The organism is Nocardia sp. NPDC006630 (assembly GCF_040611495.1).
In the GTDB taxonomy this organism is placed as follows: Bacteria; Actinomycetota; Actinomycetes; order Mycobacteriales; family Mycobacteriaceae; genus Nocardia.
Genome location: NZ_JBEXOK010000008.1, coordinates 1 through 23,441 on the forward strand (window position 1 = coordinate 1; position 23,441 = coordinate 23,441).

Consider the following 23,441-nt stretch of genomic DNA (forward strand, 5'->3'; position numbering starts at 1 on the left):
TGTCCGACCTCTCAACCGGGGGGTATGAGAAGCCGGAACCAATAATAATATTGGCACTGACATTCATCGACACACTATTGAGTTCTCAAAGAACAGGCGCACAAAACAATTCCCGAGTCGGTGACTCAGGAATCCGTTGAGGCTGTTTCTATAGCTTAGCCCATCCTGCTCGGCGGAACCAAATCCGCTGATCAAGTGGAGCTGACGGCCAGGCGCTCCTCGTACAACCTCGTTATCCCTTGCCGCGCTCAGCCTTTCGGCTCTGCGTCTCGGCCCGGGTCGGTGTCCGTGTCGCTCTGACTCGAACTAAGTTACGGACGGCGGCGAACGAAGTCAAATCGGCTACAAAAGAGCTGGTCACCGCCCCCAGGCCAGTTTTATGCGAGTCGTGGCGAGGAAGTCGGCGGTCAATTCGCGCAGCGCCAGGAACTGGCCGCCGGAGCCGTACTTCTGACGGAGGGTGCCGAAGTCGGTGAACTCGGCGGCAGCGGCGATCTGATTGGACTCCGGGATTCGGGTCGGGAAAAGGCGCGGCAGGGTGCGGTTCTCGCGCAGGTCCTCCAGGATGCGGCGATGGATCGCGGAGGAGCGGCGGTACTTGGTGATCACCACGCCGAGCTCCTCTATAGGAGTGGACCACCGGGTGGAGAGGTGGCGGATGTGCGACTGCACCGGTGGGATGCCATAGGTGGACATCACGTCGGGGATGGTGGGGATCAGGTAGCCATCGGAGATCCGGAGACCGTTCTGGGTGATGATGCCGAGATTGGGCGGGCAGTCGATGAGCACGAAGTCGTAGCCGGCCAGGACTGCGGTCAGCGCGTCGGCCAGGACCCTGGTCGGGTCGATTCCCGCGAGGCGCGTCATATCGTCTTGCAGGGCAATGAGTTTCGGTGAAGACGGCAGCAGGTCCACCGAGGTGACCATCTGCATCGGGGAAACCTCGTGCTGGACCAGCGCCGAGACATCCTTCAAACGTTTTCGGTTCAGCGCGGCGGTGAATACCGCGGTGAGGGTCTGATCATTCGAATCCAGTTCCGCCGCACGAGTTTCCCCGACCATCATGGTGGTCAGATTTCGCTGCGGATCGAGATCGATGAGCAGGACTCGTTTGCCGAACTCGGCGGACAGGATTTCGGCGAGAGCGGCGGTGGTGGTCGTTTTTCCGACGCCGCCCTTGAGATTGAAGGTGGCGACCACATAGGGGCGTACTCGGCCGGCGACCGGGTTCGGTTCCCAGACACGTTGCGGGCGGTCGAATTCCAGAGCCCGGATGTTCTTGCCGGGCAACTCCCAGCCGAAACCGTTCTGGGGCGCAGCGATATCCGTCGAACGTGCCCGCCCGCCGGGCACCACGTCACCACGCAACTCCACCAACTCAACACCCTTCATCACCGTGACCGTCACGACAGTCGGCCCGAGCCTAGTTACTCGGGCCCCCGTGAGGGGCGCGACACGGAAAGCTGTGAATGAGCGGCTACCGAACTTCGCGACACGGCGGATAACGCGCCGAGCGGCCGAGTTCGTCGCGGCGAAGCACGGTTTCGAGGACAGAGCAGCGAATACACTTGCCGAGTGCAGAGAGATGACGCGCTCCGCAAAGGTATTCCGGATCGCGATGAGGCGCTCCGCAAAGCCCTGGAAACCATCGAAGCGCACTTCGGTCCGAGACGGGAACCCACGAAGCGTCCCCCGCCGAAGGAGCCGCGGCGCCCGCGGCGCAGCAGCACGCTCACCTACCGGGTGCTGGTCGAGTCGGTGAAGCCGAACGGGCGGATATGGCGGCGGCTGGAGGTGGCCTCCGATCTGTACCTCGATGAACTGCAGGATCTGCTGGAAACCGCCCTGGGGTGGGAATACCAGCAGCGGAAGCACTTCGGGTCGGCGGCGGTCTACAAGGATTACGACACCCAGCATTACCTGTGCACATGGGAAATCGAACGAGGCTGGCGGGGCGTACCGCTGGATCGAGTGCGGCTCGATGAGCTGCTGGTCGAGGCCGGGGATGAGCTGTTTCATCGCAATGGGCCCCGGAAGGAATGGCAGCGGGTGGTGCGGGTCGAGGCCGTGAGCGAGTTTCACGCCGACTCCCCGCGCGCGGTATGTCTCGAAGGCCCCAAAGGGGTGGATGTCGAAGCCGTCAATCTGGAGCTGAGCACCTTCGGGCAGGGTGCGGCCGATGAGGCGCCCATCAATCCCGAGGGTTTGCCCGAAGCGCTGGTGCGGATGCTGGGCGGTCCGCCGGGAAGGTCACTGCGGCGATTGCGGCATTTGACGGGGCAGGCCATGGTGAATCAACCGGTCACGATCGATCCCGTGGGGGCGGCCGATGCGATGCGGCCGTATTTGCGGTTGCTTGCGCATATCGGCGCCGATGGGACTCCGCTGACCGACACGAGGACGCTTCCACCACAGGTTCTTTCACCCCTGCTGGCCGAACTTCAATTGAATGCGCGATGGCTGCACGAACGGGGTGAGCCGGTACCGGTCGACGAATTGCGGGCTACCGCAGCCTATTTCGGTTTGACCGAGGAGAGCGGCGGCCGGTTGCGACTGACCGAAACCGGCATTCGACTGCTCGCGGATCCGGTGGCGCTGTGGTGGTATATCGCAGAACATCTGCCACGATCACCGCGCGATGAAATGACTGTGCTGCAGGTGCTGGCACTCGCGACAGATACCGGCGATCCGATCCGCGCGACCATGGGAATCTACAACGACCTGTACCAGTGGCCCGGGCCGGACCCCGACGAAGCGCCGGTAATCAGCTCGATGCACGATTCGTGGCGGGTTTTCCAATGTCTGCGGATGACGCCGCGAAATCAGCACTCGTACTATCGAATCCAGCATTCTTCGACGCGCAAATTCGCGCGGGCGGTGCTGCAGCGGTGGCCGCGCAGCACCGACTCCGATTAGGGCGGCGGGCGCAGCGCCCGCTCCCCCGCGCTGACTTCACCGAGACTTCCGTTGCGTGGCCCGTTGACAAGCAACACCTCAGCAACAATCGTCGATGTTTGAGATCGTCGACAGGCGGAATGCTCGAGCTGATCAGGCCGCGCGGTTGGCTCGGGCCTTCTGAGCCTCGGGCCGGGACAGAGGAGTCTGCGTGAATTCACCGGTGGGTGCGCACAGGTCGACGGGATCGGGGGCGGACAGCCTCGGGTACGTCATCTTCATTACCGCGGCAGCCGCCATGGGCGGATTCCTGTTCGGGTACGACAGTTCGGTCATCAATGGCGCGGTCGAGGCCATCCGCGACCGGTACGACATCGGGTCGGCGACCTTGGCGCAGGTGGTGGCCATCGCACTGATCGGCTGTGCGATCGGTGCGGCCATCGCGGGACGGATCGCGGATCGGATCGGGCGGATCTGGGTCATGCGGATGGCCGCGGCGCTGTTCACCGTCAGTGCCATCGGATCGGCGCTGCCGTTCGCGCTCTGGGATCTGGCCATGTGGCGTGTGCTGGGCGGCATCGGTATCGGCATGGCATCGGTGATCGGGCCTGCCTATATCGCCGAGGTTTCACCGCCGGCGTATCGCGGGCGGCTCGCCTCGTTCCAGCAGGCGGCGATCGTGCTCGGCATCGCGATTTCGCAGTTGGTCAATTTCGCGATTCTGAAGATGGCGGATGGCAACCAGCGCGGGCATATCGGGGGGCTCGAGGCTTGGCAGTGGATGCTCGGGGTGATGGTCATACCGGCGACGCTGTACGGGCTGTTCTCCTTTGCCATTCCGGAGTCGCCGCGGTATCTGATCTCGATCGGGCGGATCGATCGGGCCAAGAAGGTGCTCGAAGAGGTCGAGGGTGACAACCCCGATCTGGATGCCCGGGTCTCGGAGATCCAGCAGGCGATGCACCGCGAGCACAAGGCCTCGTTCCGGGATCTGCTCGGGTCGAAATTCGGCTTCCTGCCGGTGGTCTGGATCGGTATCGGGCTGTCGATGTTCCAGCAGTTGGTCGGCATCAATGTGGTGTTCTACTACTCCGCCACGCTGTGGCAGTCGGTCGGCATCGATCCCTCCAGTTCGTTCTTCTACTCCTTCACCACCTCCATCATCAATATCGTCGGCACCGTGATCGCCATGGTGCTGGTCGACCGGATCGGCCGGAAACCGCTGGCGCTGATCGGATCCAGCGGTATGGCGATATCGCTGGCCCTGGAGGCCTGGGCGTTCTCGGCCAAGCACGGATCCGGTGACAATGTGGCGCTGCCACACCTGCAGGGTGTTGTCGCGCTGGTTTCGGCGCATGTGTTCGTACTGTTCTTCGCCATGTCCTGGGGTGTGGTGGTGTGGGTGCTGCTGGGCGAGATGTTCCCCAACCGGCTGCGCGCCGCCGCACTCGGAGTCGCGGCGTCCGCGCAGTGGATCGCCAACTGGGCCATCACGGCCAGCTTCCCCAGCCTGGCCGACTGGAACCTGTCCGGCACCTACGTCATCTACGCCGCCTTCGCCGTGCTCTCGATTCCCTTCGTGCTCAAGTGGGTTCCCGAAACCAAGGGCAAAACCTTGGAGGAGATGGGCTGAGCTGCCTGGTCACGCTGCGCTGTCTCATGGATGAAGCTAAACAGCCTGCTGAGGGGTGCGCTTCTGGTTCGAAAGGTTCGCACCCCAACACGCCAGTGCGGTGAGTTAGTTGTCCAGGATCTGGTGCAGCTTGGCGGCGAAGCCGTCGGGATCGCCCTGCTGGCCGAATTCGCCGCCGAGGAATCCGGCGTGGTTGCTCGGGAAGACGACGGGGTCGGTGCCCAGCTTTGCGGCAATGGCTTCCGCGCTGCGGCAGGCCAATTCGCCGGTGGACTCGACGCCGATGGCGATGACTACCCGGGTGGATGCGGTGCGGAGGGCGTCGAAGTCGACCTCGTAGTGGGTGCAGGTGACGACGTTCTGGCCGAGCAGGGGGTCGCCGCGGGTGCCGTCGTCTTCGGTGGGCAGGCCGAACATGGCCGGATCCATCGGCTGGTCGACGAAGGCGGCGGGGATCTCGCCCTTCATGGAGACCAGGGCGATGAACTTGGCCATGGCGGGGCCGAAACCGTCGCGCTCGTAGGTCTCGTGGATGTTCGTGGTGGCGGCGAGGGCCTGTTCGGCGTCCGTGCCGTAGCGGACGGCGGGCGGCTCGTGCGCCACCACGGTGAGGATCTGCTCCGGGTGCTTTGATACCAGGGCGAGGGCATTGACCGCGCCGCCGCTGCTGCCGAACAGGTCCACGGGGCCGCCGCCGAGCGCGTCGATGACCCGGTGCAGGTCATCGGCGTGCTGCTCGGGGGTGGATTCGCTGGCGGGGTCGGCCTTGGTGCTGCGGGCGGTGCCGCGCGGGTCGTAGGTCACGACGGTCCGGTCCGAGAAGCGTTCGGCCAGGCTGACGAAGCCGCTGGCGTCCATCGGGGAGCCGATGATCAGCAGCGTCGGCTTATCGCCGGTGCCGCTCTCGGCCTGCCGTACGTCGTAGGTGATTACGGCGCCGGGGGCTTCCAGGGTGTAGGTCTTCATCTCGGACATCGGTGGCTCCTTGCTAGGTCGGTTGCTGGGTAGACGAACCGCGCCGGCAAAAATCATCGGTCTCCGCAGAGCCTACGACGGCTATTTGATGATCTTGGTGATCTGCCCCGCCCCCACCGTGCGGCCGCCCTCGCGGATGGCGAACTTCAGCCCCACCTCCATGGCGATCGGCTGGATCAGGACGACGCTCATCAAGACATTGTCGCCAGGCAGGACCATCTCGACCTCCTTCGGGAGCGTCACCATTCCGGTCACATCCGTTGTGCGGAAATAGAATTGGGGTCGATAGTTGACGAAGAACGGGGTGTGGCGGCCACCCTCCTCCTTGGACAGGATGTAGGCCTGACCCTCGAATTCGGTGTGCGGGGTGACGGTGCCCGGCTTGATGACGCATTGGCCGCGTTCGACGTCCTCGCGCTTGATGCCGCGCAGTAGCAGGCCCACGTTCTCACCGGCTTGGCCCTCGTCCAACAGCTTTCGGAACATCTCGATGCCGGTGACGATGGTTTTGGTGGTCTTCGGGCGGATGCCGACGATCTCGACCTCGGCATTGACCTTCAAAACCCCGCGTTCGATGCGGCCGGTGACCACCGTGCCGCGGCCGGTAATGGTGAAGACATCCTCGATCGGCATCAGGAACGGCTTCTCCACATCGCGGATGGGAGTGTCGATCCAGTCGTCGACGGCATTGAGGAGTTCGGTTATGCCGGAACCCCATTCGCCGGTGGGGTTTTCCAGCGCCTTGAACGCGGAGACACGGATCACAGGGGTGTTGTCGCCGTCGAAGTCGTACTCGCTGAGCAGGTCGCTGACCTCCATCTCGACCAGCTCCAAGATCTCCTCATCATCGACCATATCGCACTTGTTCAGTGCCACAACCATTTTGGGGACGCCGACCTGGCGGGCCAGGATGACATGCTCCTTGGTCTGCGGCATGGGGCCGTCGGTGGCGGCGACCACCAGAATCGCGCCGTCCATCTGCGCCGCACCGGTGATCATGTTCTTGATGTAGTCGGCGTGCCCGGGGCAGTCGACGTGCGCGTAATGGCGGTGCTCGGTCTGATACTCCACGTGCGCAATGGAAATGGTGATGCCGCGCTGGCGCTCCTCCGGAGCTTTGTCGATCGCCTCGAACGGCGTGAAGGGATTCAAATCCGGGTATTTGCTGTGCAGCACTTTGGTTATCGCCGCGGTAAGAGTGGTTTTACCGTGATCGATATGACCGATGGTGCCGACATTGACGTGCGGCTTGGTTCGCTGGAATTTCGCCTTCGCCACTGGAATCCTCCTGCGCGCTACGATCCGAAGCGGGCGGCAGGGGCTCGGAGTGGACACCGCCTGGCGGGCCCGACGACAGTGTCTTCCCAGCGTAGGGGGCGAATGCGGTGCGATGTCGGGGAAATGCGGGAATACGACGTCCAGCGGAGTTGACGGAAGATCAACTGGGCGTGCGTAGTTCGAGATACTCGGGTGCGACCGCGTCGGTGAGCCAGACGCCGTTTCCGGTGACGTAGAAGACGTGGCCGTCGCGGCACATGGCGGCGGTGTCGACGGTGAATACCGCGGGGCGGCCGTGCCTGCTGCCGACGTTCGTCGCGGTATCGATGTCCGCCGACAGGTGCACGGCATGGCGATTCATCGGCAGCAAGCCCTCGGCCAGGATTACCGGGACCGTTCGCTCACCGGTGCCGTGATAGAGCACGGCGGGCGGATCAGCGGGCTCGTAGCCGAGATCGACCGGAATCGAATGCCCTTGGCGCGCACGGATCATGACGCCGGTGTCGTCGAATTCGAAGCGCTTCTTATTGTTCTGCTCCACCACTGTCTCGAGGTGCGCGCGGGTGAAACGGTGACCACGGGCAGCCGAGAGTCGCAGCAGGTCGTCTACGCGCACCCAGCCGGCCGAATCCGGGTCCAGCCCGATGGCTTCCGGGCGGTGCCGCAGCCAGCTCGACAGGCGCTTGGACAGGCGGACGATTTCCTTGTCATTCATACCCGGCACACCGTCCCGCATCCGCGGGTGCGGCGCAAGCGAAATTCGGGAGTGTTCCCGGCCACGATCACGCTGAGCAGAAGCACATGCCTCTGCGGGCATACGTCATACGACCGGCAGGGACCTCACGGCAGCGCTCGAACAGGGGGCGCGCCGGACAGGTGGCCGCTCGGCGCTCCCAGTAATCTGGGCGCATGACAGCTGTTGCAGATCGTTCGCTCGGACCGGAATTGGCACGTACCGAGAGCATCGGCGAGGCCGATGTGCTGGTCGTCGGACTCACCTCCTCCGATGATGGGCCTGCGATCGCGCCGGCGGATGCCTTCGAGGATGTGCTCGACAGCGATGCGCGGGAGTCGCTGCTGGCCGCACTGCGCGCGGTCGGCGCGAAGGGCAAGCCGGAGGAACTGACTCGGATTCCCGCACCGGCGGGACTCGGCGTGGACAGCGTGCTCGCCGTCGGGCTGGGTGCGGCAGACAAGATCGATGCCGAACAGATCCGCAAGTCCGCGGGCGTGGCGGGGCGGGCGCTGACCGGCGTCGGCACCGCGGTCACCATTCTCTCGGGGCTGGATCTCGGGGCGGCGGCGGAGGGGTTCTACCTCGGCGCGTACCAGTTCAGTGAGTTCAAGTCCGGCAAGTCCGCGCCGAAGCCCGGCGATCAGCCGGTGCAGCGGGTCGAATTCCTCGTTCCCGATGCGGGATTCGGCGAGGAGGCCTTCTTCCGGGCTCAGGCGGTGGCCGAAGCCATCGCTACCGCACGGGATTTCGTGAACACTCCCCCGAGCCACCTGTACCCGGCCGAATTCGCCGACCGGGCAGCGGAATTGGCCAAGGCGGCCGGGCTGCTGGTCGAGGTCCTCGACGAGAAGGGGCTCGCCGCTGACGGTTACGGCGGCATTCTCGGCGTCGGCAAGGGGTCCTCGCGGCCGCCCCGGCTGATTCGCATCACCTATGCCGGTGGCGACACCAAGGTCGGGCTGATCGGTAAGGGCATTACCTTCGATACCGGCGGCATCTCCATCAAGCCTGCTCAGGGCATGGAGAACATGACCTCCGATATGGGCGGCGCGGCCGCGGTCATCGCCACCACGCTGCTGGCGGCGCGGTTGAGCCTGCCCATCACGGTCACCACGACCGTGCCGATGGCGGAGAACATGCCCTCGTCCACCGCGCAGCGGCCGGGCGATGTGCTCACGCAGTACGGCGGGACGACCGTCGAGGTCATCAATACCGATGCGGAGGGGCGGCTCATTCTTGCCGACGCCATTGTCCGTGCGGGAGAGGATGATCCGGATTACATCATCGATGTCGCGACGTTGACCGGTGCGCAGATGGTTGCCCTCGGCACCCGGACGCCCGGTGTGATGGGTACCGACGAATTCCGGGATCGGGTTGCGCGCATTTCGCAGTCGGTCGGCGAAAACGGGTGGGCCATGCCGCTTCCCGCCGAGCTGCGGGCGGATATCAACTCCAGGGTTGCCGATCTGGCGAATGTCGCGCCGCATCGGTGGGGTGGAATGCTTTCGGCCGCACTGTTTTTGAAGGAATTCGTGCCCGAGGGTGTGCAGTGGGCGCATCTCGATGTGGCGGGGCCGGCGTACAACACCGGTGGGCCGTTCGGGTACATCGGGAAGGGCGGGACGGGTGTGCCGGTGCGGACGCTGATCTCGACACTCGAGGACATCGCGGCCGAGTAGGTGTGATCCGGCCTGAGCGGTCAAAGATTCGCTTGGAGCGTCAAAAATTGACGGATCAGGGCAGTCTTTGACCGCTCAGGCCGGTTTCAGTAACCCTCGCGCGCGCGGCGCTGCAGGATCCGGAGCCGGGCGTCGTGGTCGCGCATGCGCTGCGGGTAGCCGACCTTGCGCACGTCGTAGACGGGGATGCCCAAGGTTGTGGAGAGCTTCTGCGCGCCGCGCTCACCCACGACTCGACGGGTCCATTCACCGTCGAATGCCACCAGTACGACCGTCACATCGGTGACCGTGGTGCGTGGTTCGACGAAAGCCTCGACGCCGCGGTGCGTTCGCGTCCATTCCGCGAGATGGGCCGCATCGGCCGGGTCCGCGCCTCGGTTCGAGGCGACGCTGCGGCCGAGAAAATCCAGGAAACTCATGTCGTAACCTCCTCCCCGGAGGTCGACTACGCACCGCCGGTACTTCGATAGTGCCAGCTCTTCGGGGGTAAGGGCGGGTCTCGCGGCAACTCCGAAGGGATACCTCAGGTAGTCCTCAGGAGCGGCTCAGGAGATGGCGTGTGCGAGGGGCCGTGGGCCTGTGAGCGGACAGCGACGGCCGAGCCGCGGATACGCTGCTGGTGCGAGGGGATTGGATGACGGGTCCTTCGCACCGATGCAAGCGCGCCTCGGGCGCTGTCGGGGGGCCGCGCCGATTCCGGCCGAAACGCTCGGGTACTTCCAGACCGGGCAGCGTTTGCCGGGAGCTACTCGCGGTGCTGCTTCCAGGTGGCTATTTCCATAAATGGCCATTCGCGACATTTGGTGCAATTCACGGCAATCGAACGGCCGAATACCGCATATCGACCAACCCCCTATTCACAATTGCGGAATGGCAGTTGCCGATTTGTCGGCGGTACCCGCTAATCTCATCGGCGTGGGCACTGGGGTGGAGGTGTATGCCGTCGAATTGCGCAGTGCGGCTGACTGGCTCGATGGCGCGGCACGGGATCTGGGTGAGCGCATCGACTCGCATATGCGTGCGGTGCGCGGGTTCGTCGGCGCGGAATGGACCGGTGCTGCGGCGGGGTCGCACGAAGAACCGTGGACGGACTGGGAGGACGGGGCTCGGCGCACCATCGCGTCCTTTCGCGCGGATGCGGGGATGCTGCGGATGGCGGCCGGTGAGTACGAGGCGAATGACCGGGCCCGCGCCGATGCGACCGACGCCGGCGGGTCGAGCCTCGATCTGCCCGGGGTGTGAGCGGTGGTCGACTATCGGGTGGATCTTGTTGGGCTGCAACAGCTGATCGATGCCACGGCCAAACTGGAGACCGCGATCGAACAGCAGGTGACGGCGATCGAGGAGCGCGTGGACGCGCTGCACGTGAGCTGGTCGGGCGATGCGGCGAACGGGCACCGGCAGGCGCATGACCAGCGCATTACCGGAGTCGCCGAAATGCGCACGGCGCTGCGGGAGTTGCGCGCCAAGCTCGGCATCGCGCGGGATGCCTATGCGAAAGTCAGTGAGACCAACCACGGGATGTGGCCGTGAGCGCCCCGGCCGTTCCATTGATCCTGTGCCGATCCGGCGAATATCACTCCGCCGCAGCGGTATTCGGCACACTCGCGCAGGATGCGGACACCACCCACATCGCATTGCTCGGCGTGCTCAATGCCTGTGCGGGCATGGCGGGCAGCGATAGCATCGGCCAGTCCTGGGCGACCTCCTATGACGACGCGGTCGGCTTGGCGCTCGCCGCCTCCGAACGACTCATCACCGCGTCCTCGACCACTGCCGACCTCATCACCACCGGTGCCCACAATCACGAAACCGGTGAAGCCGCAGCAAGTTTCGGCAACCTCGCTCCCCCGCTCGCACCTTCCGCGTGGCCGGTCCCGTGCGTTGTCACCCAAGCCGCCTCGGCCGCAGGCGACGGCCTCCCCGAACCCTTCGGCTGGTCACTCATCAAAGATCTGGTCGGCGCCGCCTGGCCCAACGGCCACCAGGACGAACTCCGCAGCGCCCAGACGGCGTGGTTCACCATCGCCGCCGACCTGTGCACCCTCGCCCTCCGCATCCCCGAAGCCCTCACCCTCCTCGGCAATCAGCAATCCCCCGAAATCCCCACCGCCCTCACCACCTGCACCGAACGCCAATCCGACCTCAACTCACTCGCCGACATCAGCCAAACATTGGGCGACGCCTGCGGCGACTACGCCAAACACCTCGACGACGCCCACCACCAAATCCTCGACGAACTCGAGGAATTCGCCCTCGAATCCCTCATCGGCGAGGGCCTCTTCGCCGCCGCCACCCCCTTCACCGCCGGCCTCTCCGAATACCTCGGCAACGCCGCCCTGGCCGCACGCCTCGCCGCCAAAGCCCGCCGCGTAGCGAGCATCATCACCGAACTCGCCACCCGCGCAGCCGCAATCACCACCAAAACCCTGAAGCCCCTCCTCGAGCACATCCGCCCGCTGGTGGCGAAGATCGGGAAGTGGGTCGACGACGCCAGGGTGACACTCCTCGGCGCACCGGCAGCCGGCAGCGCCGCACCGGCCGACGAAATCCTCGCGGCAATCCGGACAGTGAATCCTGGCAACGGAACCATGAATTGCGTGAACTGTGTAGTGACCACCGACCGAGTCCTAGATGGACTCGAGGTCTCGGCGCCGCTGCACGGCCCCGCTCCGATTGCGGTGCTGGAAGAGCATTTCGGAGCGAAGTTCGCCGCGACAACCGGGCGCCCCGGGATCGAGCAGCTGCTCTCCGAGGCCGGTGACGGCGCGCGCGGCGTGGTGTTCGCCTCGAACGGGCCCGGGCAGGTAGGTCATGTCTTCAATGTCATCAACGAACAAGGCACCGTGCGATTCCTCGACGGTCAGAGTGGCGGCGAAGCAACATTCGATGGCTTCAAGAACTTCTACGTAATGAGGTACAGATGACGAATATGAGCACAGCCAGGGAATCCGCGGAGCAGATGTTGGCCGAGCTGGCGGCCGCCGGCAAATTGGGCGAAGTGCGGATCGTGGACGACGCGATCGTCGAAACCGAAACCGATTGGTACTTCCCGTACGACGCCGTCGCATACATCGAACGCGGCGATATCTCTGCTGCACTCGCGGGGAACATCCCCATCCGGGTGACGAAGAGCGACGGCCAGATCAGTCTCTCCCCGCCGCCCAGGTAAACACGTTCACTGCGCAATGGATCGCGGCGAGCAGGCCTGCCGCTCCAGCGAACGTCGAGCGAACTCGGGGTGCGACACGCGTGGGGCTTGTGATGCAGGCCTCGGGATGTGGGTTGGTCGGGGTTGTGGGGGGTTTTGTCGGGTTGGTGGTTCCGGTGAACGGCCGCCCTGTGACACGCCGCACGCGATCGAGTGCAAGGATGGGGACCCGGAACAACAACCTACGGGTCTCCGGGGCTGCCGAAGGGTTGGCGGCCGCACGGGCTTTCGTCGCGACCAGCGGCGGACGCCCGCCGGGGGACGAACTGTTTAACCCGACGAGCAGTTAGAGGAGTCAAAGCACATGGCCTTCTCCGTCCAGATGCCGGCTCTTGGTGAGAGTGTCACCGAGGGCACTGTGACCAGGTGGCTGAAGCAGGAAGGCGACACGGTCGAGGTCGACGAGCCGCTGCTCGAAGTCTCCACCGACAAGGTCGACACCGAGATCCCGTCGCCCACCGCGGGCGTGCTGGTCAAGATCAGCGCCCAGGAAGACGATGTGGTCGAGGTCGGTGGCGAACTCGGCGTGATCGGCGACGCCGGCGAGGCTCCGGCCCCCGCCGCCCCGGCTCCTGCCGAAGCCCCTGCCCCGGCACCCGCACCTGAGCCCGCCCCGGCCCCGCAGCCCGAGGCCGCCGCACCGGCACCCGCCGCTGCCGCGCCCGCTCCGGCCGCCGCCTCCGGCGATTCGGCCTCCGGCACCTCGGTGAAGATGCCCGAGCTCGGAGAGTCCGTCACCGAAGGCACCGTCACCCGCTGGCTGAAGCAGGTCGGCGATTCGGTCGCGGTCGACGAGCCGCTGCTCGAGGTCTCCACCGACAAGGTCGATACCGAGATCCCGTCGCCCGTCGCCGGCACCCTGCTGGAGATCACCGCGCAGGAAGACGACGTCGTGAACGTCGGCGGCCAGCTCGGTGTAATCGGCAGTGGCGCACCGGCTGCCGCTCCCGCGCCTGCCCCGGCTCCCGCTCCGGCACCGGACCCCGCGCCTGCTCCGGCTCCCGCGCCGGCCCCCGCAGCCGCCGCTCCGGCACCTGCTCCGGCGCCCGCCCCCGCGCCCGCCCCGGCACCGGCTCCCAAGCCCGCTCCGGTTCCGGCCGCGGCCACTCCGGCCGACGAGCCCTCCACCAATGGCGGCGGCCCCTACGTGACCCCGCTGGTCCGTAAGCTCGCCACCGAAAACGGCGTCGACCTGGGCACCCTCCAGGGCTCCGGCGTCGGCGGCCGCATCCGCAAGCAGGATGTGCTGGCTGCCGCGGAAGCCAAGAAGGCGCCGGCTCCGGCCGCCGCCCCGGCTCCCGCTGCCGCCGCTGCTCCGGCCGCGCCCGCCGCCACCGCGGCCGCGCGTCCGAACCTGGCACACCTGCCGGGCACTGTGCAGAAGGCCAGCCGCATCCGGCAGATCACCGCCACCAAGACCCTCGAGTCGCTGCAGACCACCGCGCAGCTGACCCAGGTCCACGAGGTCGATCTGACCAAGGTCGTGGCATTGCGCGCAAAGGCCAAGGAGGCCTTCAAGGCTCGCGAGGGCGTGAACATCACGTTCCTGCCGTTCTTCGCGAAGGCGGCGATCGAGGCGCTCGGGGTGCACCCGAATGTCAACGCCTCCTACAACGCGGACACCAAGGAGATCACCTACCACTCGGTGGTCAACCTCGGCATCGCCGTGGATACCGAGCAGGGACTGCTGTCCCCGGTCATCCACAATGCGAACGATCTGTCGCTGGCCGGGCTGGCGCGGGCCATCGCGGATCTCGCCAACCGTGCGCGCAATGGCGGGCTCAAGCCGGACGAGCTGTCGGGGGGCACTTTCACCCTCACGAATATCGGTTCGCAGGGCGCGCTGTTCGACACCCCGATCCTGCTTCCGCCGCAGGCGGCCATGCTCGGCACCGGCGCAATCGTGAAGCGCCCCATGGTGATCACCGACAGTGGCAGCGAGTTCATCGGCATTCGCTCGATGGCCTACCTGCCGCTGACCTACGATCACCGCCTGATCGACGGCGCCGACGCGGGCCGCTTCCTCACCACCATCCGGCACCGGTTGGAAGAGGCGGCCTTCGAGGGCGACCTCGGCCTGTAAGTACTCGGTATGAAGGTCGTGGTCGCCGGGTCATCCGGGTTGATCGGGACGGCGCTCGTCGCGGCACTGCGCCGCGACGGGCATGAAGTCACCCGTTTGGTGCGCCGTCCCGCCAATGCACGCGATGAATTCCGCTGGGACCCGGCCAGTGCCGACCTGGACGAACGCGCGCTGCGCGGTGCCGACGCCGTAGTGAATCTCTGCGGCGCCGGCATCGGGCGGCGGCGCTGGAACGGCAGCTACAAACAGGAGCTGCGCGACAGCCGCATCGTCCCGACCGATGTCCTGGCCTCCGCGGCCGCCGCCGCGGGAGTGCGGACGCTGGTGAATGCCAGCGGTGTGCACTACTACGGCGGCGACAGCGGCGACCGCATCGTGACCGAAACCTCGCCTGCCGGAACAGGATTCCTGGCCGGGCTGTGCCGGGATTGGGAAGCCGCCGCGCGACCGGCCGCCGATGCCGGAGTGCGCACCATTCTGCTGCGCAGTGCCGTCGTCCTGGCTCGGCACGGCGGCATGCTCGGAATGCTCTATCCCCTTTACTTTCTGGGTCTCGGCGGCCGACTCGGCAGCGGACGGCAGTACGTCCCGTGGATCTCATTGGACGATGAGGTCGGCGCGATTCTGTTCGCCCTCACCGATGATTCGCTCTCGGGCCCGGTGAATATGGTCGGCCCCGCGCCGGTCACCAATGCGGAATTCACCCGTGCACTGGGACGCGCCCTGCATCGGCCGACTCCCCTGATGGTGCCCGCCTTCGCGCTCCGCATGACCGTGGGCGAATTCGCCGATGAGGGAATCCTGCACGGCCCCAGGGCAATCCCGACCGCTCTGGAAGACGCCGGCTACGCCTTTCAGCACCCCACCATCGGCGCTGCACTGGCCGCTACCGTCGGCCGCGGCTGAGAGGTCCGCGGCCGATCTCGTCATTCCCGCGTGCGTTCGGCGGGAATCCCCCGATATCAGCTGCGCCGCTACAGGTGTGGATCCCGGCCAAAAGCACGCCGGGATGACCGGAGCGGCACACCGGCGGACGAGGTGGGCGCGATCCAGATCACAGGGGTTCTCGCTATACCGTGTTGGGGTGAGCAATGAACCTCCCCTGCTCGCGCCCGCCGAGCTGCTGGTGCGGGATGCGCGCGAGAGCGATCTGCCGGAGATCCTGGCGATCCACAACCATGCCATCGCCGAGACCACGGCCATCTGGGATACCGAACTGGCCGATCTGGCCGAGCGGCAGGCCTGGTTCGCGGCCCGGGCCGTGGCCGGATGTCCGGTGCTGGTGGCCGAGATCGACGGTGCGGTTGCGGGATATGCCAGCTACGGGCAGTTCCGGCCGAAGTCGGGTTACCGGTTCTCCGTGGAGAATTCGGTGTACGTGTCCGAGCGGTTCCATCGGCGCGGAGTGGCCAAGGCGCTCATGGTGGAGCTGCTGGTGCGGGCGCGCCGGGGCGGGGTGCACACCATGATCGCGGCGATCGAATCCTCCAACACCATCTCCGTCACCCTGCACGAGAAGTTCGGATTCCAGGTGGTCGGACAACTGCCCGAAGTGGGACACAAGTTCGGGCGCTGGATGGATCTGACGCTGATGCAGCTGACGCTCCCCGATGGCGTAGCGTCGCAGCAGTGAGTGATAGCAAGACGGCCGCCGCCCCGGCACACCGGGGGGCATCGGCTCGGCTCGACGACACACCCCTGCTCGTCGAAGATCTGGGCCTCATCGACTACAACGACGCCCTGGAAGTGCAGCGCGGCATCGCCCGCGAGCGCGCGGAGGGCATCGGTCAAGATCGGCTGCTGCTGCTGGAGCATCCCTTCGTATTCACCGCGGGCCGCCGCACCGAAGCGGCGGATCTGCCGATGGACGGCAGCCCGGTGATCGAGGTGGATCGCGGCGGCAAGATCACCTGGCACGGTCCGGGGCAACTCGTCGGCTACCCGATCATCCGGCTCGCCGAACCCGTGGATGTGGTCGCGTACGTGCGCCGGCTGGAGGAGGCGCTGATCACCGTATGCGCCGGGCTCGGGCTGGAAACCGGACGCGTGGACGGTCGTTCGGGTGTCTGGCTGCCCGCCACCGAATTCCTGCCCGAGCGCAAGGTCGCGGCCATCGGCGTGCGGGTGCAGCGCGGCGTCGCCATGCACGGCATCTCGCTGAACTGCAATTCGACCCTCGACGGCTTCCAGGCCATCGTGCCGTGCGGCATCCGCGATGCCGGCGTCACCACGCTGACCCGCGAACTGGGTCGCGAAGTGACCGTCGAGCAGGTGCGCCCGCTGGTTGCCGATGCCATCACCCGGGCGCTCAATGGCGAACTGCCCGTCACCGACCACAGCTTCGCGCGCCCGGCCCCCGTTGCCGCACCGGTGCCCGCCAAGGCCGAATGATCACGAGCGTAGGGTGAACTGAGTGACCTCCGTCGATACCCCGACATCGAATACCCCTGAACCCACTGGGGCCCGGCCGAACACCGCGGCAACCGCGTCCGCTCCCGCCGGTCGGAAACTGCTCCGCATCGAGGCTCGCAACTCCGAGACCCCGATCGAGCGCAAGCCCAAGTGGATTCGCACCAAAGCCACCATGGGCCCGGAATACACCGAGCTCAAGGGGCTGGTGAAACGCGAAGGGCTGCACACGGTCTGCGAGGAAGCGGGCTGTCCCAACATCTTCGAATGCTGGGAGGACCGCGAGGCCACCTTCCTCATCGGCGGTGAACAGTGCACGCGGCGCTGCGACTTCTGCCAGATCGACACCGGTAAGCCCGCGGCGCTCGATCGCGATGAGCCGCGCCGGGTAGCCGAGAGTGTGCAGGCCATGGGTCTGCGGTACTCCACCATCACCGGCGTCGCGCGCGACGATCTGGACGACGGCGGCGCCTGGCTGTACGCGGAAACCGTGCGCGCCATCAAGCAGCTGAACCCGCACACCGGCGTGGAACTGCTCATCCCGGATTTCAATGCGGTTCCGGAGCAGCTGGCCGAGGTGTTCTCGACCCGCCCGGAGGTGCTCGCGCACAATCTGGAGACGGTGCCGCGCATCTTCAAGAGCATTCGCCCGGCGTTCAAATACGACCGTTCACTGTCGGTGCTGACCGCCGCCCGCGAGGCCGGGCTCGTCACCAAATCGAACCTCATCCTCGGTATGGGCGAGACCCCCGAGGAGGTCACCCAGGCCATGCGCGATCTGCACGAGGCCGGGTGCGACATCCTCACCATCACCCAGTACCTGCGGCCCTCCCCGCGGCATCACCCGGTGGATCGCTGGGTCAAGCCGGAGGAGTTCGTCGAGCACTCCGATATGGCCAATGAGATCGGCTTCGCCGGTGTGATGGCCGGGCCGCTGGTCCGCTCCTCGTACCGCGCGGGTCGCCTCTACGCGCAGGCCATGAAGCATCACGGCCGCGAAATCGCCCCGGAGATGGCACATCTCGCCGAGGGCGGCGCTGCCTCGCAGGAAGCGACCAGCGTTCTCGCGCGCTTCGGTTCCTGAGCTTCATAGCTACCGACACCAGGCCGGAACTCACTCGAGTGGGTTCCGGTCTTGTCGTCTCTACCTTGCTGTTTCCGGCGAAAGAACACGCCGGTGAAATGGCGGTGAACGTCTTATAGGCCGATTCGTGGACGGGAGCACCTCGCCGGTGGGAAGCTCGAAGTACCGCACGAATCGACCCCGGAGCGAGCCATATGGTCGAGCGAACGACGACGTCGGTAGGCGCCAACGGCAAGATGATCACGGCCGAACGGCCGGAGGACATCCGCAATGTGGTGCTCGTCGGCCACAGCGGGTCCGGCAAAACCACGCTGGTGGAAGCCCTCGCCCTGGCAACCGGGGCGGTGCCCCGGGCCGGGCGGGTGGAGGACGGCACCTCGGTCTCGGACTATGACGATATCGAGCAGCGACAACATCGTTCGGTGCAATTATCGGTGATACCGATGGGCTGGGACGGTACGAAGGTCAACCTCTTGGACACCCCCGGCTACGCCGATTTCGTCGGGGAACTCAGGGCCGGTCTGCGGGCAGCGGATGCGGCCCTTTTTGTGCTCTCGGCCGCGGCCGGGGTGGAGGGGATCAGCGGGCCGACGCTGGCCCTGTGGGAGGAATGCGCGAGCGTCGGCATGCCGCGCGCCATTGTGCTCACCCATTTGGATACGGCCCGGGCCGATTTCGAGGAGATGACCGAGACCTGCCGGGAGATTCTGGGCGGCGGCAGGGCGGAAAGCATGCTGCCGCTGCATCTTCCGGTGTACGGGCCGAAGAGTGCGGACGGCCATCGGCCGGTCATCGGGCTGATCGATCTGCTCTCACAACACGTTTACGACTACTCCGCGGGCGAGCACACCGAAACACCTGCCTCCGAGGAGCAATTGCCGCTCATGGCGGATGCGCGGGACCGGCTCATCGAGGGGATCATCGCCGAGAGCGAGGACGAGACCCTGATGGATCGGTATATCGGCGGTGAGGAGATCGACCTCGCCACGCTGGTGGAGGATCTCGAAAAGGCGGTCGCGCGCGGCAGTTTTCATCCGGTGCTGATCGCCGCGCCGCCGCCGGAGGGTGCGCGGCAGGGACTGGGCACGGTGGAGATCCTGGATCTGATCACGCGCGGATTCCCCACGCCCGCAGAGCATCCCGTCGCGGCCAGCAGCGCGGGCAGGTCCGAGCAGCTGGTCTGCGATCCCAAAGCGCCGCTGGCGGCGGAGGTCATCCGTACCGCCTCCGACCCGTACGTGGGCCGAATGTCGCTGGTACGAGTGTTCTCCGGGACACTGCGCGCCGATGACACCGTGCACGTGTGGGGGCATAGGACGGGCGGTGTGGAGGTCGAGCACGACTCGGACGAGCGCATCGGCGCCGTCTCCGCGCCGTTCGGTAAGCAGCAGCGGCCACTGGGTCAGGCGATCGCCGGTGACATCGTGTGTGTCACCAAACTCACCCGCGCCGAGACCGGAGATACCCTGTCCGCCAAGGACACTCCGCTGCTGATCGAACCGTGGTCGATGCCGGATCCGCTGCTGCCCGTCGCCGTCGAAGCGCACAGCAAGGCCGATGAGGACAAGCTCTCGCTCGGTCTCGGCCGATTGGTCGCCGAGGATCCGACGGTGCGATTGGAGCAGAATCCCGATACGCATCAGCTGGTGCTGTGGTGCCTGGGCGAAGCGCATCGCGATGTCGCGCTCGAACGGCTGCGTTCGCGTTTCGGTGTGCAGGTCGATGTGATCGATCACCGGGTGGCGCTGCGCGAGACCTTCGCCGGGACTGCGAGTGGGCGCGGACGGCATGTGAAGCAATCCGGTGGTCACGGCCAGTTCGCCATCTGCGAGATCGAGGTGGCGCCGCTGCCGGGCGGGTCCGGCATCGAATTCGTGGACCGGGTGGTGGGCGGAGTTGTTCCGCGCCAGTTCATTCCGTCGGTGGAGAAGGGTGTCCGGGCCCAGGCCGCGCGGGGCGTGGTGGCCGGATATCCGCTCGTGGATGTGCGTGTCACGCTGTTCGAGGGCAAGGCGCACTCCGTCGATTCCTCCGATGCGGCCTTCCAGATGGCCGGAGGTCTGGCACTGCGTGAGGCCGCCGCGGCCGCTCGACTGAGCCTGCTGGAGCCGATTGCCGAAGTGCGCGTGGTGGTCTCGGACGACTATGTGGGGCCCATCCTCGTCGACCTCTCCGGTCGCCGCGGGCGGGTGCTCGGCACCGAACCGGTGGGGTTGGGCCGCACCGCGATCCGCGCCGAAGTCCCCGAGCTCGAACTCAGTCGCTATGCCGTGGATCTGCGCTCCCTCGCGCACGGCGCGGCGACCTTCACCCGCACCTACACCCGCCATGAAGCGATGCCCAGCCAGTTGGCGGACACGATTCGCGAGAAGACCAAGAGCGCCGGATAGTTTGCCAATTTCGAGTCACTAGAGACCAGAATTGGGGCATTGACGAGGGCTGGGGGAACACACGCGAACGTCCGATTGATCCCGTCGCGAACCAATCGGTACCGGGCCACTATCCTGATCCCATGGCAGCAGGTAAGGGCGGCAACACCCCGTCGAAGGAAGCGAAGGCCGCGGCGAAGGCGGCGCGCAAGCAGGCGTCGAAGGAGCGCCGCCAGCAACTCTGGCAGGCATTCCAAATGCAGCGCAAGGAAGACAAGCTGCTGCTGCCGCTGATGATCGGCGCTCTGGTCGGCGTGACAGTGGTGTTCCTGGTGATCGGCTTCATATTCGGCCTGCAGTGGTTCCTGCTGCCGATCGGTCTGCTGCTGGGTGCGCTGGCCGCATTCATCCTCTTCGGACGGCGCGTGCAGAAGAGCGTGTACGCCAAGGCCGAGGGGCAGGCGGGCGCCGCGGCCTGGGTGCTCGACAATCTGCAGGGCAAGTGGCGTGTCACCCCGGGTGTCGCCGCCACCACCCAGATGGATGCCGTGCACCGCGTGGTCGGACTGCCGGGCGTGGTGCTGGTCGCCGAGGGTTCCCCGCAGCGGGTGAAGTCGCTGCTGGCGCAGGAGAAGAAGAAGGTCTCCCGCCTGGTCGGCGATACCCCGATCTACGACATCGTCGTCGGCAACGAGGGCGATCAGGTGCCGATCAAGGATCTGCAGCGCTACCTCACCAAGCTGCCGCGCAATATCGACGCGAAGCGCATGGACCTCATCGAGGGCCGCCTCTCCGCGCTCGCCACCCGCGGCGGCCCGGCGCTCCCCAAGGGCCCGCTGCCCGCCGGCGCGAAAATGCGCGGCGTCCAGCGCAGCATGCGCCGCCGCTGAATCACCCCGTTCCTCTTCGAGGCCCGCGTCCACACCGGACGCGGGCCTCGCGCTTTTTCAGCCGAAGTCCGCAGAGCGGGCACCGTCGGCCCGACCGGTGATGCGGTCCGCACTGCCCGCATGACGCGCCGCCCGGTCGAGTGATCCATCTTCGGACAAACGACACGCCTTTTCGCCGTCGCCTGTTACTAGACAGCTGATCACCAGGAACTGATGGCGGCATCGGCCGAGAGACGACCGCCATCAGTTCCTGGTGATCATGAAAGGCGCTCGGGGTAGGCGAGTCCGCTCACCGGACCGGTCGGGCGGGCTAGACCTCGGGTGCCGGGAGGCAGATCGCGGCGCCGTCGCCCAGGTCTAGCCAGCGGCCGGAGGGGGTGGTGGTTATGCGTAGTACCACGGCAGTGCAATGGGGGCAGCGGGCTACCGTGCCGGGACAGCAGAAGTAGACGAGGGCGCGGGCCAGGGGTTCGACGACTCCGCATGTGCCGCAGCGGCATCCGCAGGCGGTGAGATCGGCGGCGAAGATCTCGGACAGGACTCCGGCGAGGGCATTGCCGTCCAGGTAGAACGCTTCGGAGGTGCCGGTCACGTCGTTTGTCATGGCTACTTCCCTGTCGGTCCGAAGCGCTCGGTTCTGATCATGGCCGGGTCGTGACCGGCGGATACCAGTGCGGTGGCGGCGAATTCGACAAAAGGGGTCGGGCCGCAGACGTAGCAGGTGACGTCGGGTGCGGGCGGCAGGGCGTGGACCGCGATTTCCGCGGCGGTGAGCCGAGCTGGCGGGCGGGGATCAGCTACGGGCGCACTCCGGCTGTAGGCGAGGAATACGCCGACGTCGCCCTCGGATCCGCCGGGCACAGTGAGGGCGCCCGGGCGAACGGACAGGTCACCGCGGGATCCGGTACTTCCGTCACGAAGTCCGATCCCTCTGTCGCCAGGTTCGGGCACTCCGTCGCGAGTCTCGGTGAGGTCGTCGCGGGGCCCGGCGGGCTCGTCGGATGCGTCAGCGAATTCGCCGGGTGGGGCGAGGAGTTCGTCGCGGTAGTAGAGGTCTTCTGGGGCACGAAGGGTGTAGATGAGTCGGAAGGGTTTGGCGGCCATGGTGTTGCGGCGGGCGCGGAGCATGGCGGCGAGGGGGACTATGCCGGAGCCGCCTGCGACCAGGACGGCCGCTCCCCCGCTGTCGGGATTCCAGACGAACCAGCCGCCGACCGGGCCGCGGATCTCGATGAGCGCGCCGACCGGAAGTACATCGACCAGATAGCTGGAGACTTCGCCCCCGGGGACGCGCTGAACGGTGAGTTGGATGCGGTCTCCGTCGGCCGGAGCGGCGAGTGAGTAGCTGCGTTCGGCCTGGTAACCGTCGGGCGCGGTGAGTCGGACGTCCACGTGCTGGCCGGGCAGGTGCCCGGGCCAGCCGGGCACCCGCAGGGTCAGGGTGCGCGCCGAGGGTGTCTCGAATCGGGCGGCCAGGAGTTCGGCGGGCTGCCAGCGCATCAGTCGCCCTGGTAGCGCTGCTCACGCCACGGATCACCGTAGCTGTGGTAGCCGGCGCTCTCCCAGAAGCCGGGCTCGTCGTAGTCCAGGAGCCGAATTTCCTTGACCCACTTGGCTGATTTCCAGAAATACAGGTGCGGAACGAGCAGCCGGGCGGGACCGCCGTGTTCCGGATCCAGGTCCTGACCACCGTAGGTGTGCACGATCCACGCCTTGCCGCCGGTCAGATCTTCCAGCGGGAGGTTGGTGGTGTAGCCGCCGTAGCTGCTCACCAGCGCGAATTCCGCTTGGGTTTCGACGTTTTCGAGCAGGTCGTCCAGGGAGACGCCCTGCCAGTTGGTGTCGAGTTTGGACCACCTTGTCACGCAGTGGATGTCGACGTGCGGGCGGTCCTGTGTCAGCGACATGAACTGCGGCCAGCTCCAACTGTATTGGCGGCCGGTCTCATTGGTGATGGAGAATTGCCAGCGGGTCAGGTCGACGCGCGGGGTGGGTCCGGCGGACAGCACCGGAAAATCCTCGGTCAGATACTGCCCCGGCGGCGTTCGATCACTCTGCGGCCGGGGACGACCTTGAAAACCTGGCGAGAAGATACTCATGCGATCCCTTCCGGCGGAACGGCAGGTGTCACAGCGTGGGCGGCGTCGGCCTTGCACTTGGGGACAGATTACGCCGCGTTCGGCCAGGAAAACCGGCGAT

General features: G+C 66.3%; 22 protein-coding genes. 14 read left to right on the forward strand and 8 right to left on the reverse strand.

Features of this window, described 5'->3' with window-relative positions; all coding sequences use genetic code 11:
* Window positions 1-357: 357 nt before the first annotated feature.
* A complete protein-coding gene (locus ABZX86_RS23785; protein WP_355126868.1) occupies window positions 358-1,392 on the reverse strand; it encodes a ParA family protein in 1,035 nt (344 codons plus the stop codon).
* 183 nt (window positions 1,393-1,575) lie between these two features.
* Here ABZX86_RS23785 and ABZX86_RS23790 point away from each other — a divergent pair, with 183 nt between their 5' ends.
* Window positions 1,576-2,916 carry a hypothetical protein gene (locus tag ABZX86_RS23790; RefSeq protein WP_355126869.1) on the forward strand — a complete coding sequence of 447 codons (1,341 nt, stop codon included), beginning with the start codon at window positions 1,576-1,578 and terminating at the stop codon, window positions 2,914-2,916.
* A gap of 190 nt (window positions 2,917-3,106) precedes the next feature.
* The gene (locus tag ABZX86_RS23795; RefSeq protein WP_355126870.1) at window positions 3,107-4,528 is read left to right on the forward strand and encodes a sugar porter family MFS transporter; all 1,422 of its coding nucleotides are present in this window, start codon (window positions 3,107-3,109) and stop codon (window positions 4,526-4,528) included.
* A gap of 105 nt (window positions 4,529-4,633) precedes the next feature.
* On the opposite strand, the gene ABZX86_RS23800 is transcribed toward ABZX86_RS23795, so the two are convergent.
* The 3 genes from ABZX86_RS23800 to ABZX86_RS23810 form a co-directional block, all read right to left on the reverse strand.
* Window positions 4,634-5,503, reverse strand: coding sequence for an alpha/beta hydrolase (locus ABZX86_RS23800; RefSeq protein WP_355126871.1), 870 nt, complete (start codon window positions 5,501-5,503; stop codon window positions 4,634-4,636).
* 81 nt (window positions 5,504-5,584) lie between these two features.
* The gene (gene tuf / locus ABZX86_RS23805; protein ID WP_355126872.1) at window positions 5,585-6,781 is read right to left on the reverse strand and encodes an elongation factor Tu; all 1,197 of its coding nucleotides are present in this window, start codon (window positions 6,779-6,781) and stop codon (window positions 5,585-5,587) included.
* A 160-nt stretch (window positions 6,782-6,941) separates the two neighbouring features.
* Complete coding sequence (locus ABZX86_RS23810) at window positions 6,942-7,496, reverse strand: RNA 2'-phosphotransferase (RefSeq protein WP_355126873.1); 555 nt, start codon at window positions 7,494-7,496, stop codon at window positions 6,942-6,944.
* 194 nt (window positions 7,497-7,690) lie between these two features.
* On the opposite strand from ABZX86_RS23810, the gene ABZX86_RS23815 reads away from it, so the two are divergent.
* Entirely contained in the window at window positions 7,691-9,196 is a 1,506-nt protein-coding gene (locus ABZX86_RS23815) for a leucyl aminopeptidase (RefSeq protein ID WP_355126874.1), read from the forward strand.
* A gap of 86 nt (window positions 9,197-9,282) precedes the next feature.
* Here the strand turns inward: ABZX86_RS23815 and ABZX86_RS23820 are convergent, their stop codons facing one another.
* On the reverse strand, window positions 9,283-9,615 hold the full coding sequence (locus ABZX86_RS23820; RefSeq protein ID WP_327141167.1) for an oxidoreductase: 333 nt from the start codon (window positions 9,613-9,615) through the stop codon (window positions 9,283-9,285).
* A gap of 496 nt (window positions 9,616-10,111) precedes the next feature.
* Here ABZX86_RS23820 and ABZX86_RS23825 point away from each other — a divergent pair, with 496 nt between their 5' ends.
* From ABZX86_RS23825 to ABZX86_RS23875, 11 genes are all read left to right on the forward strand, one after another.
* A complete protein-coding gene (locus ABZX86_RS23825) occupies window positions 10,112-10,438 on the forward strand; it encodes a hypothetical protein (RefSeq protein ID WP_355126875.1) in 327 nt (108 codons plus the stop codon).
* A gap of 3 nt (window positions 10,439-10,441) precedes the next feature.
* Window positions 10,442-10,729, forward strand: coding sequence for a WXG100 family type VII secretion target (locus ABZX86_RS23830; protein ID WP_355126876.1), 288 nt, complete (start codon window positions 10,442-10,444; stop codon window positions 10,727-10,729).
* On the forward strand, window positions 10,726-12,123 hold the full coding sequence (locus ABZX86_RS23835) for a toxin glutamine deamidase domain-containing protein (protein WP_355126877.1): 1,398 nt from the start codon (window positions 10,726-10,728) through the stop codon (window positions 12,121-12,123). Before ABZX86_RS23830 ends, ABZX86_RS23835 begins: the two co-directional genes overlap by 4 nt.
* A 5-nt stretch (window positions 12,124-12,128) precedes the next feature.
* Window positions 12,129-12,368: a YrhB domain-containing protein gene (locus ABZX86_RS23840; protein WP_355126878.1), complete on the forward strand. Its 240-nt coding sequence runs from the start codon at window positions 12,129-12,131 to the stop codon at window positions 12,366-12,368.
* Window positions 12,369-12,711: 343 nt separating this feature from the next.
* On the forward strand, window positions 12,712-14,490 hold the full coding sequence (gene sucB / locus ABZX86_RS23845; RefSeq protein WP_355126879.1) for a 2-oxoglutarate dehydrogenase, E2 component, dihydrolipoamide succinyltransferase: 1,779 nt from the start codon (window positions 12,712-12,714) through the stop codon (window positions 14,488-14,490).
* A gap of 9 nt (window positions 14,491-14,499) precedes the next feature.
* On the forward strand, window positions 14,500-15,396 hold the full coding sequence (locus ABZX86_RS23850; RefSeq protein ID WP_355126880.1) for a TIGR01777 family oxidoreductase: 897 nt from the start codon (window positions 14,500-14,502) through the stop codon (window positions 15,394-15,396).
* A gap of 214 nt (window positions 15,397-15,610) precedes the next feature.
* Window positions 15,611-16,123 (forward strand): N-acetyltransferase family protein, encoded by a 513-nt coding sequence (locus ABZX86_RS23855; RefSeq protein WP_355127280.1) that lies wholly within the window; start codon window positions 15,611-15,613, stop codon window positions 16,121-16,123.
* Window positions 16,120-16,881, forward strand: coding sequence for a lipoyl(octanoyl) transferase LipB (gene lipB / locus ABZX86_RS23860; RefSeq protein ID WP_355126881.1), 762 nt, complete (start codon window positions 16,120-16,122; stop codon window positions 16,879-16,881). Before ABZX86_RS23855 ends, lipB begins: the two co-directional genes overlap by 4 nt.
* A gap of 118 nt (window positions 16,882-16,999) precedes the next feature.
* Window positions 17,000-17,983, forward strand: coding sequence for a lipoyl synthase (gene lipA, locus ABZX86_RS23865; protein WP_327146661.1), 984 nt, complete (start codon window positions 17,000-17,002; stop codon window positions 17,981-17,983).
* Window positions 17,984-18,177: 194 nt separating this feature from the next.
* Entirely contained in the window at window positions 18,178-20,373 is a 2,196-nt protein-coding gene (locus ABZX86_RS23870) for an elongation factor G-like protein EF-G2 (protein WP_355126882.1), read from the forward strand.
* A 122-nt stretch (window positions 20,374-20,495) separates the two neighbouring features.
* Window positions 20,496-21,242 carry a DUF4191 domain-containing protein gene (locus ABZX86_RS23875; protein WP_327141176.1) on the forward strand — a complete coding sequence of 249 codons (747 nt, stop codon included), beginning with the start codon at window positions 20,496-20,498 and terminating at the stop codon, window positions 21,240-21,242.
* A 310-nt stretch (window positions 21,243-21,552) separates the two neighbouring features.
* Here the strand turns inward: ABZX86_RS23875 and ABZX86_RS23880 are convergent, their stop codons facing one another.
* Genes ABZX86_RS23880 through ABZX86_RS23890 form a run of 3 tightly spaced genes read right to left on the reverse strand, consistent with a single transcriptional unit; the run spans window position 21,553 to window position 23,341 of the window.
* Entirely contained in the window at window positions 21,553-21,846 is a 294-nt protein-coding gene (locus ABZX86_RS23880) for a DUF6510 family protein (protein ID WP_355126883.1), read from the reverse strand.
* Window positions 21,847-21,848: 2 nt separating this feature from the next.
* On the reverse strand, window positions 21,849-22,742 hold the full coding sequence (locus tag ABZX86_RS23885) for an FAD-binding oxidoreductase (RefSeq protein ID WP_355126884.1): 894 nt from the start codon (window positions 22,740-22,742) through the stop codon (window positions 21,849-21,851).
* Window positions 22,742-23,341 (reverse strand): sulfite oxidase-like oxidoreductase, encoded by a 600-nt coding sequence (locus ABZX86_RS23890; protein ID WP_355126885.1) that lies wholly within the window; start codon window positions 23,339-23,341, stop codon window positions 22,742-22,744. The genes ABZX86_RS23885 and ABZX86_RS23890 overlap by 1 nt, the downstream gene beginning before the upstream one ends.
* Between the last annotated feature and the right edge of the window lie 100 nt (window positions 23,342-23,441).

Coding starts and splice junctions, on each gene's coding strand:
- ABZX86_RS23875 (WP_327141176.1), top strand. CDS start 20,496: ATGGCAGCAGGTAAGGGCGGCAACACCCCGTCGAAGGAAGCGAAGGCC.
- ABZX86_RS23870 (WP_355126882.1), top strand. CDS start 18,178: ATGGTCGAGCGAACGACGACGTCGGTAGGCGCCAACGGCAAGATGATC.
- ABZX86_RS23840 (WP_355126878.1), top strand. CDS start 12,129: ATGAGCACAGCCAGGGAATCCGCGGAGCAGATGTTGGCCGAGCTGGCG.
- ABZX86_RS23800 (WP_355126871.1), bottom strand. CDS start 5,503: ATGTCCGAGATGAAGACCTACACCCTGGAAGCCCCCGGCGCCGTAATC.
- sucB (WP_355126879.1), top strand. CDS start 12,712: ATGGCCTTCTCCGTCCAGATGCCGGCTCTTGGTGAGAGTGTCACCGAG.
- ABZX86_RS23810 (WP_355126873.1), bottom strand. CDS start 7,496: ATGAATGACAAGGAAATCGTCCGCCTGTCCAAGCGCCTGTCGAGCTGG.
- ABZX86_RS23885 (WP_355126884.1), bottom strand. CDS start 22,742: ATGCGCTGGCAGCCCGCCGAACTCCTGGCCGCCCGATTCGAGACACCC.
- ABZX86_RS23850 (WP_355126880.1), top strand. CDS start 14,500: ATGAAGGTCGTGGTCGCCGGGTCATCCGGGTTGATCGGGACGGCGCTC.
- ABZX86_RS23815 (WP_355126874.1), top strand. CDS start 7,691: ATGACAGCTGTTGCAGATCGTTCGCTCGGACCGGAATTGGCACGTACC.
- ABZX86_RS23890 (WP_355126885.1), bottom strand. CDS start 23,341: ATGAGTATCTTCTCGCCAGGTTTTCAAGGTCGTCCCCGGCCGCAGAGT.
- ABZX86_RS23820 (WP_327141167.1), bottom strand. CDS start 9,615: ATGAGTTTCCTGGATTTTCTCGGCCGCAGCGTCGCCTCGAACCGAGGC.
- ABZX86_RS23785 (WP_355126868.1), bottom strand. CDS start 1,392: ATGAAGGGTGTTGAGTTGGTGGAGTTGCGTGGTGACGTGGTGCCCGGC.
- ABZX86_RS23880 (WP_355126883.1), bottom strand. CDS start 21,846: ATGACAAACGACGTGACCGGCACCTCCGAAGCGTTCTACCTGGACGGC.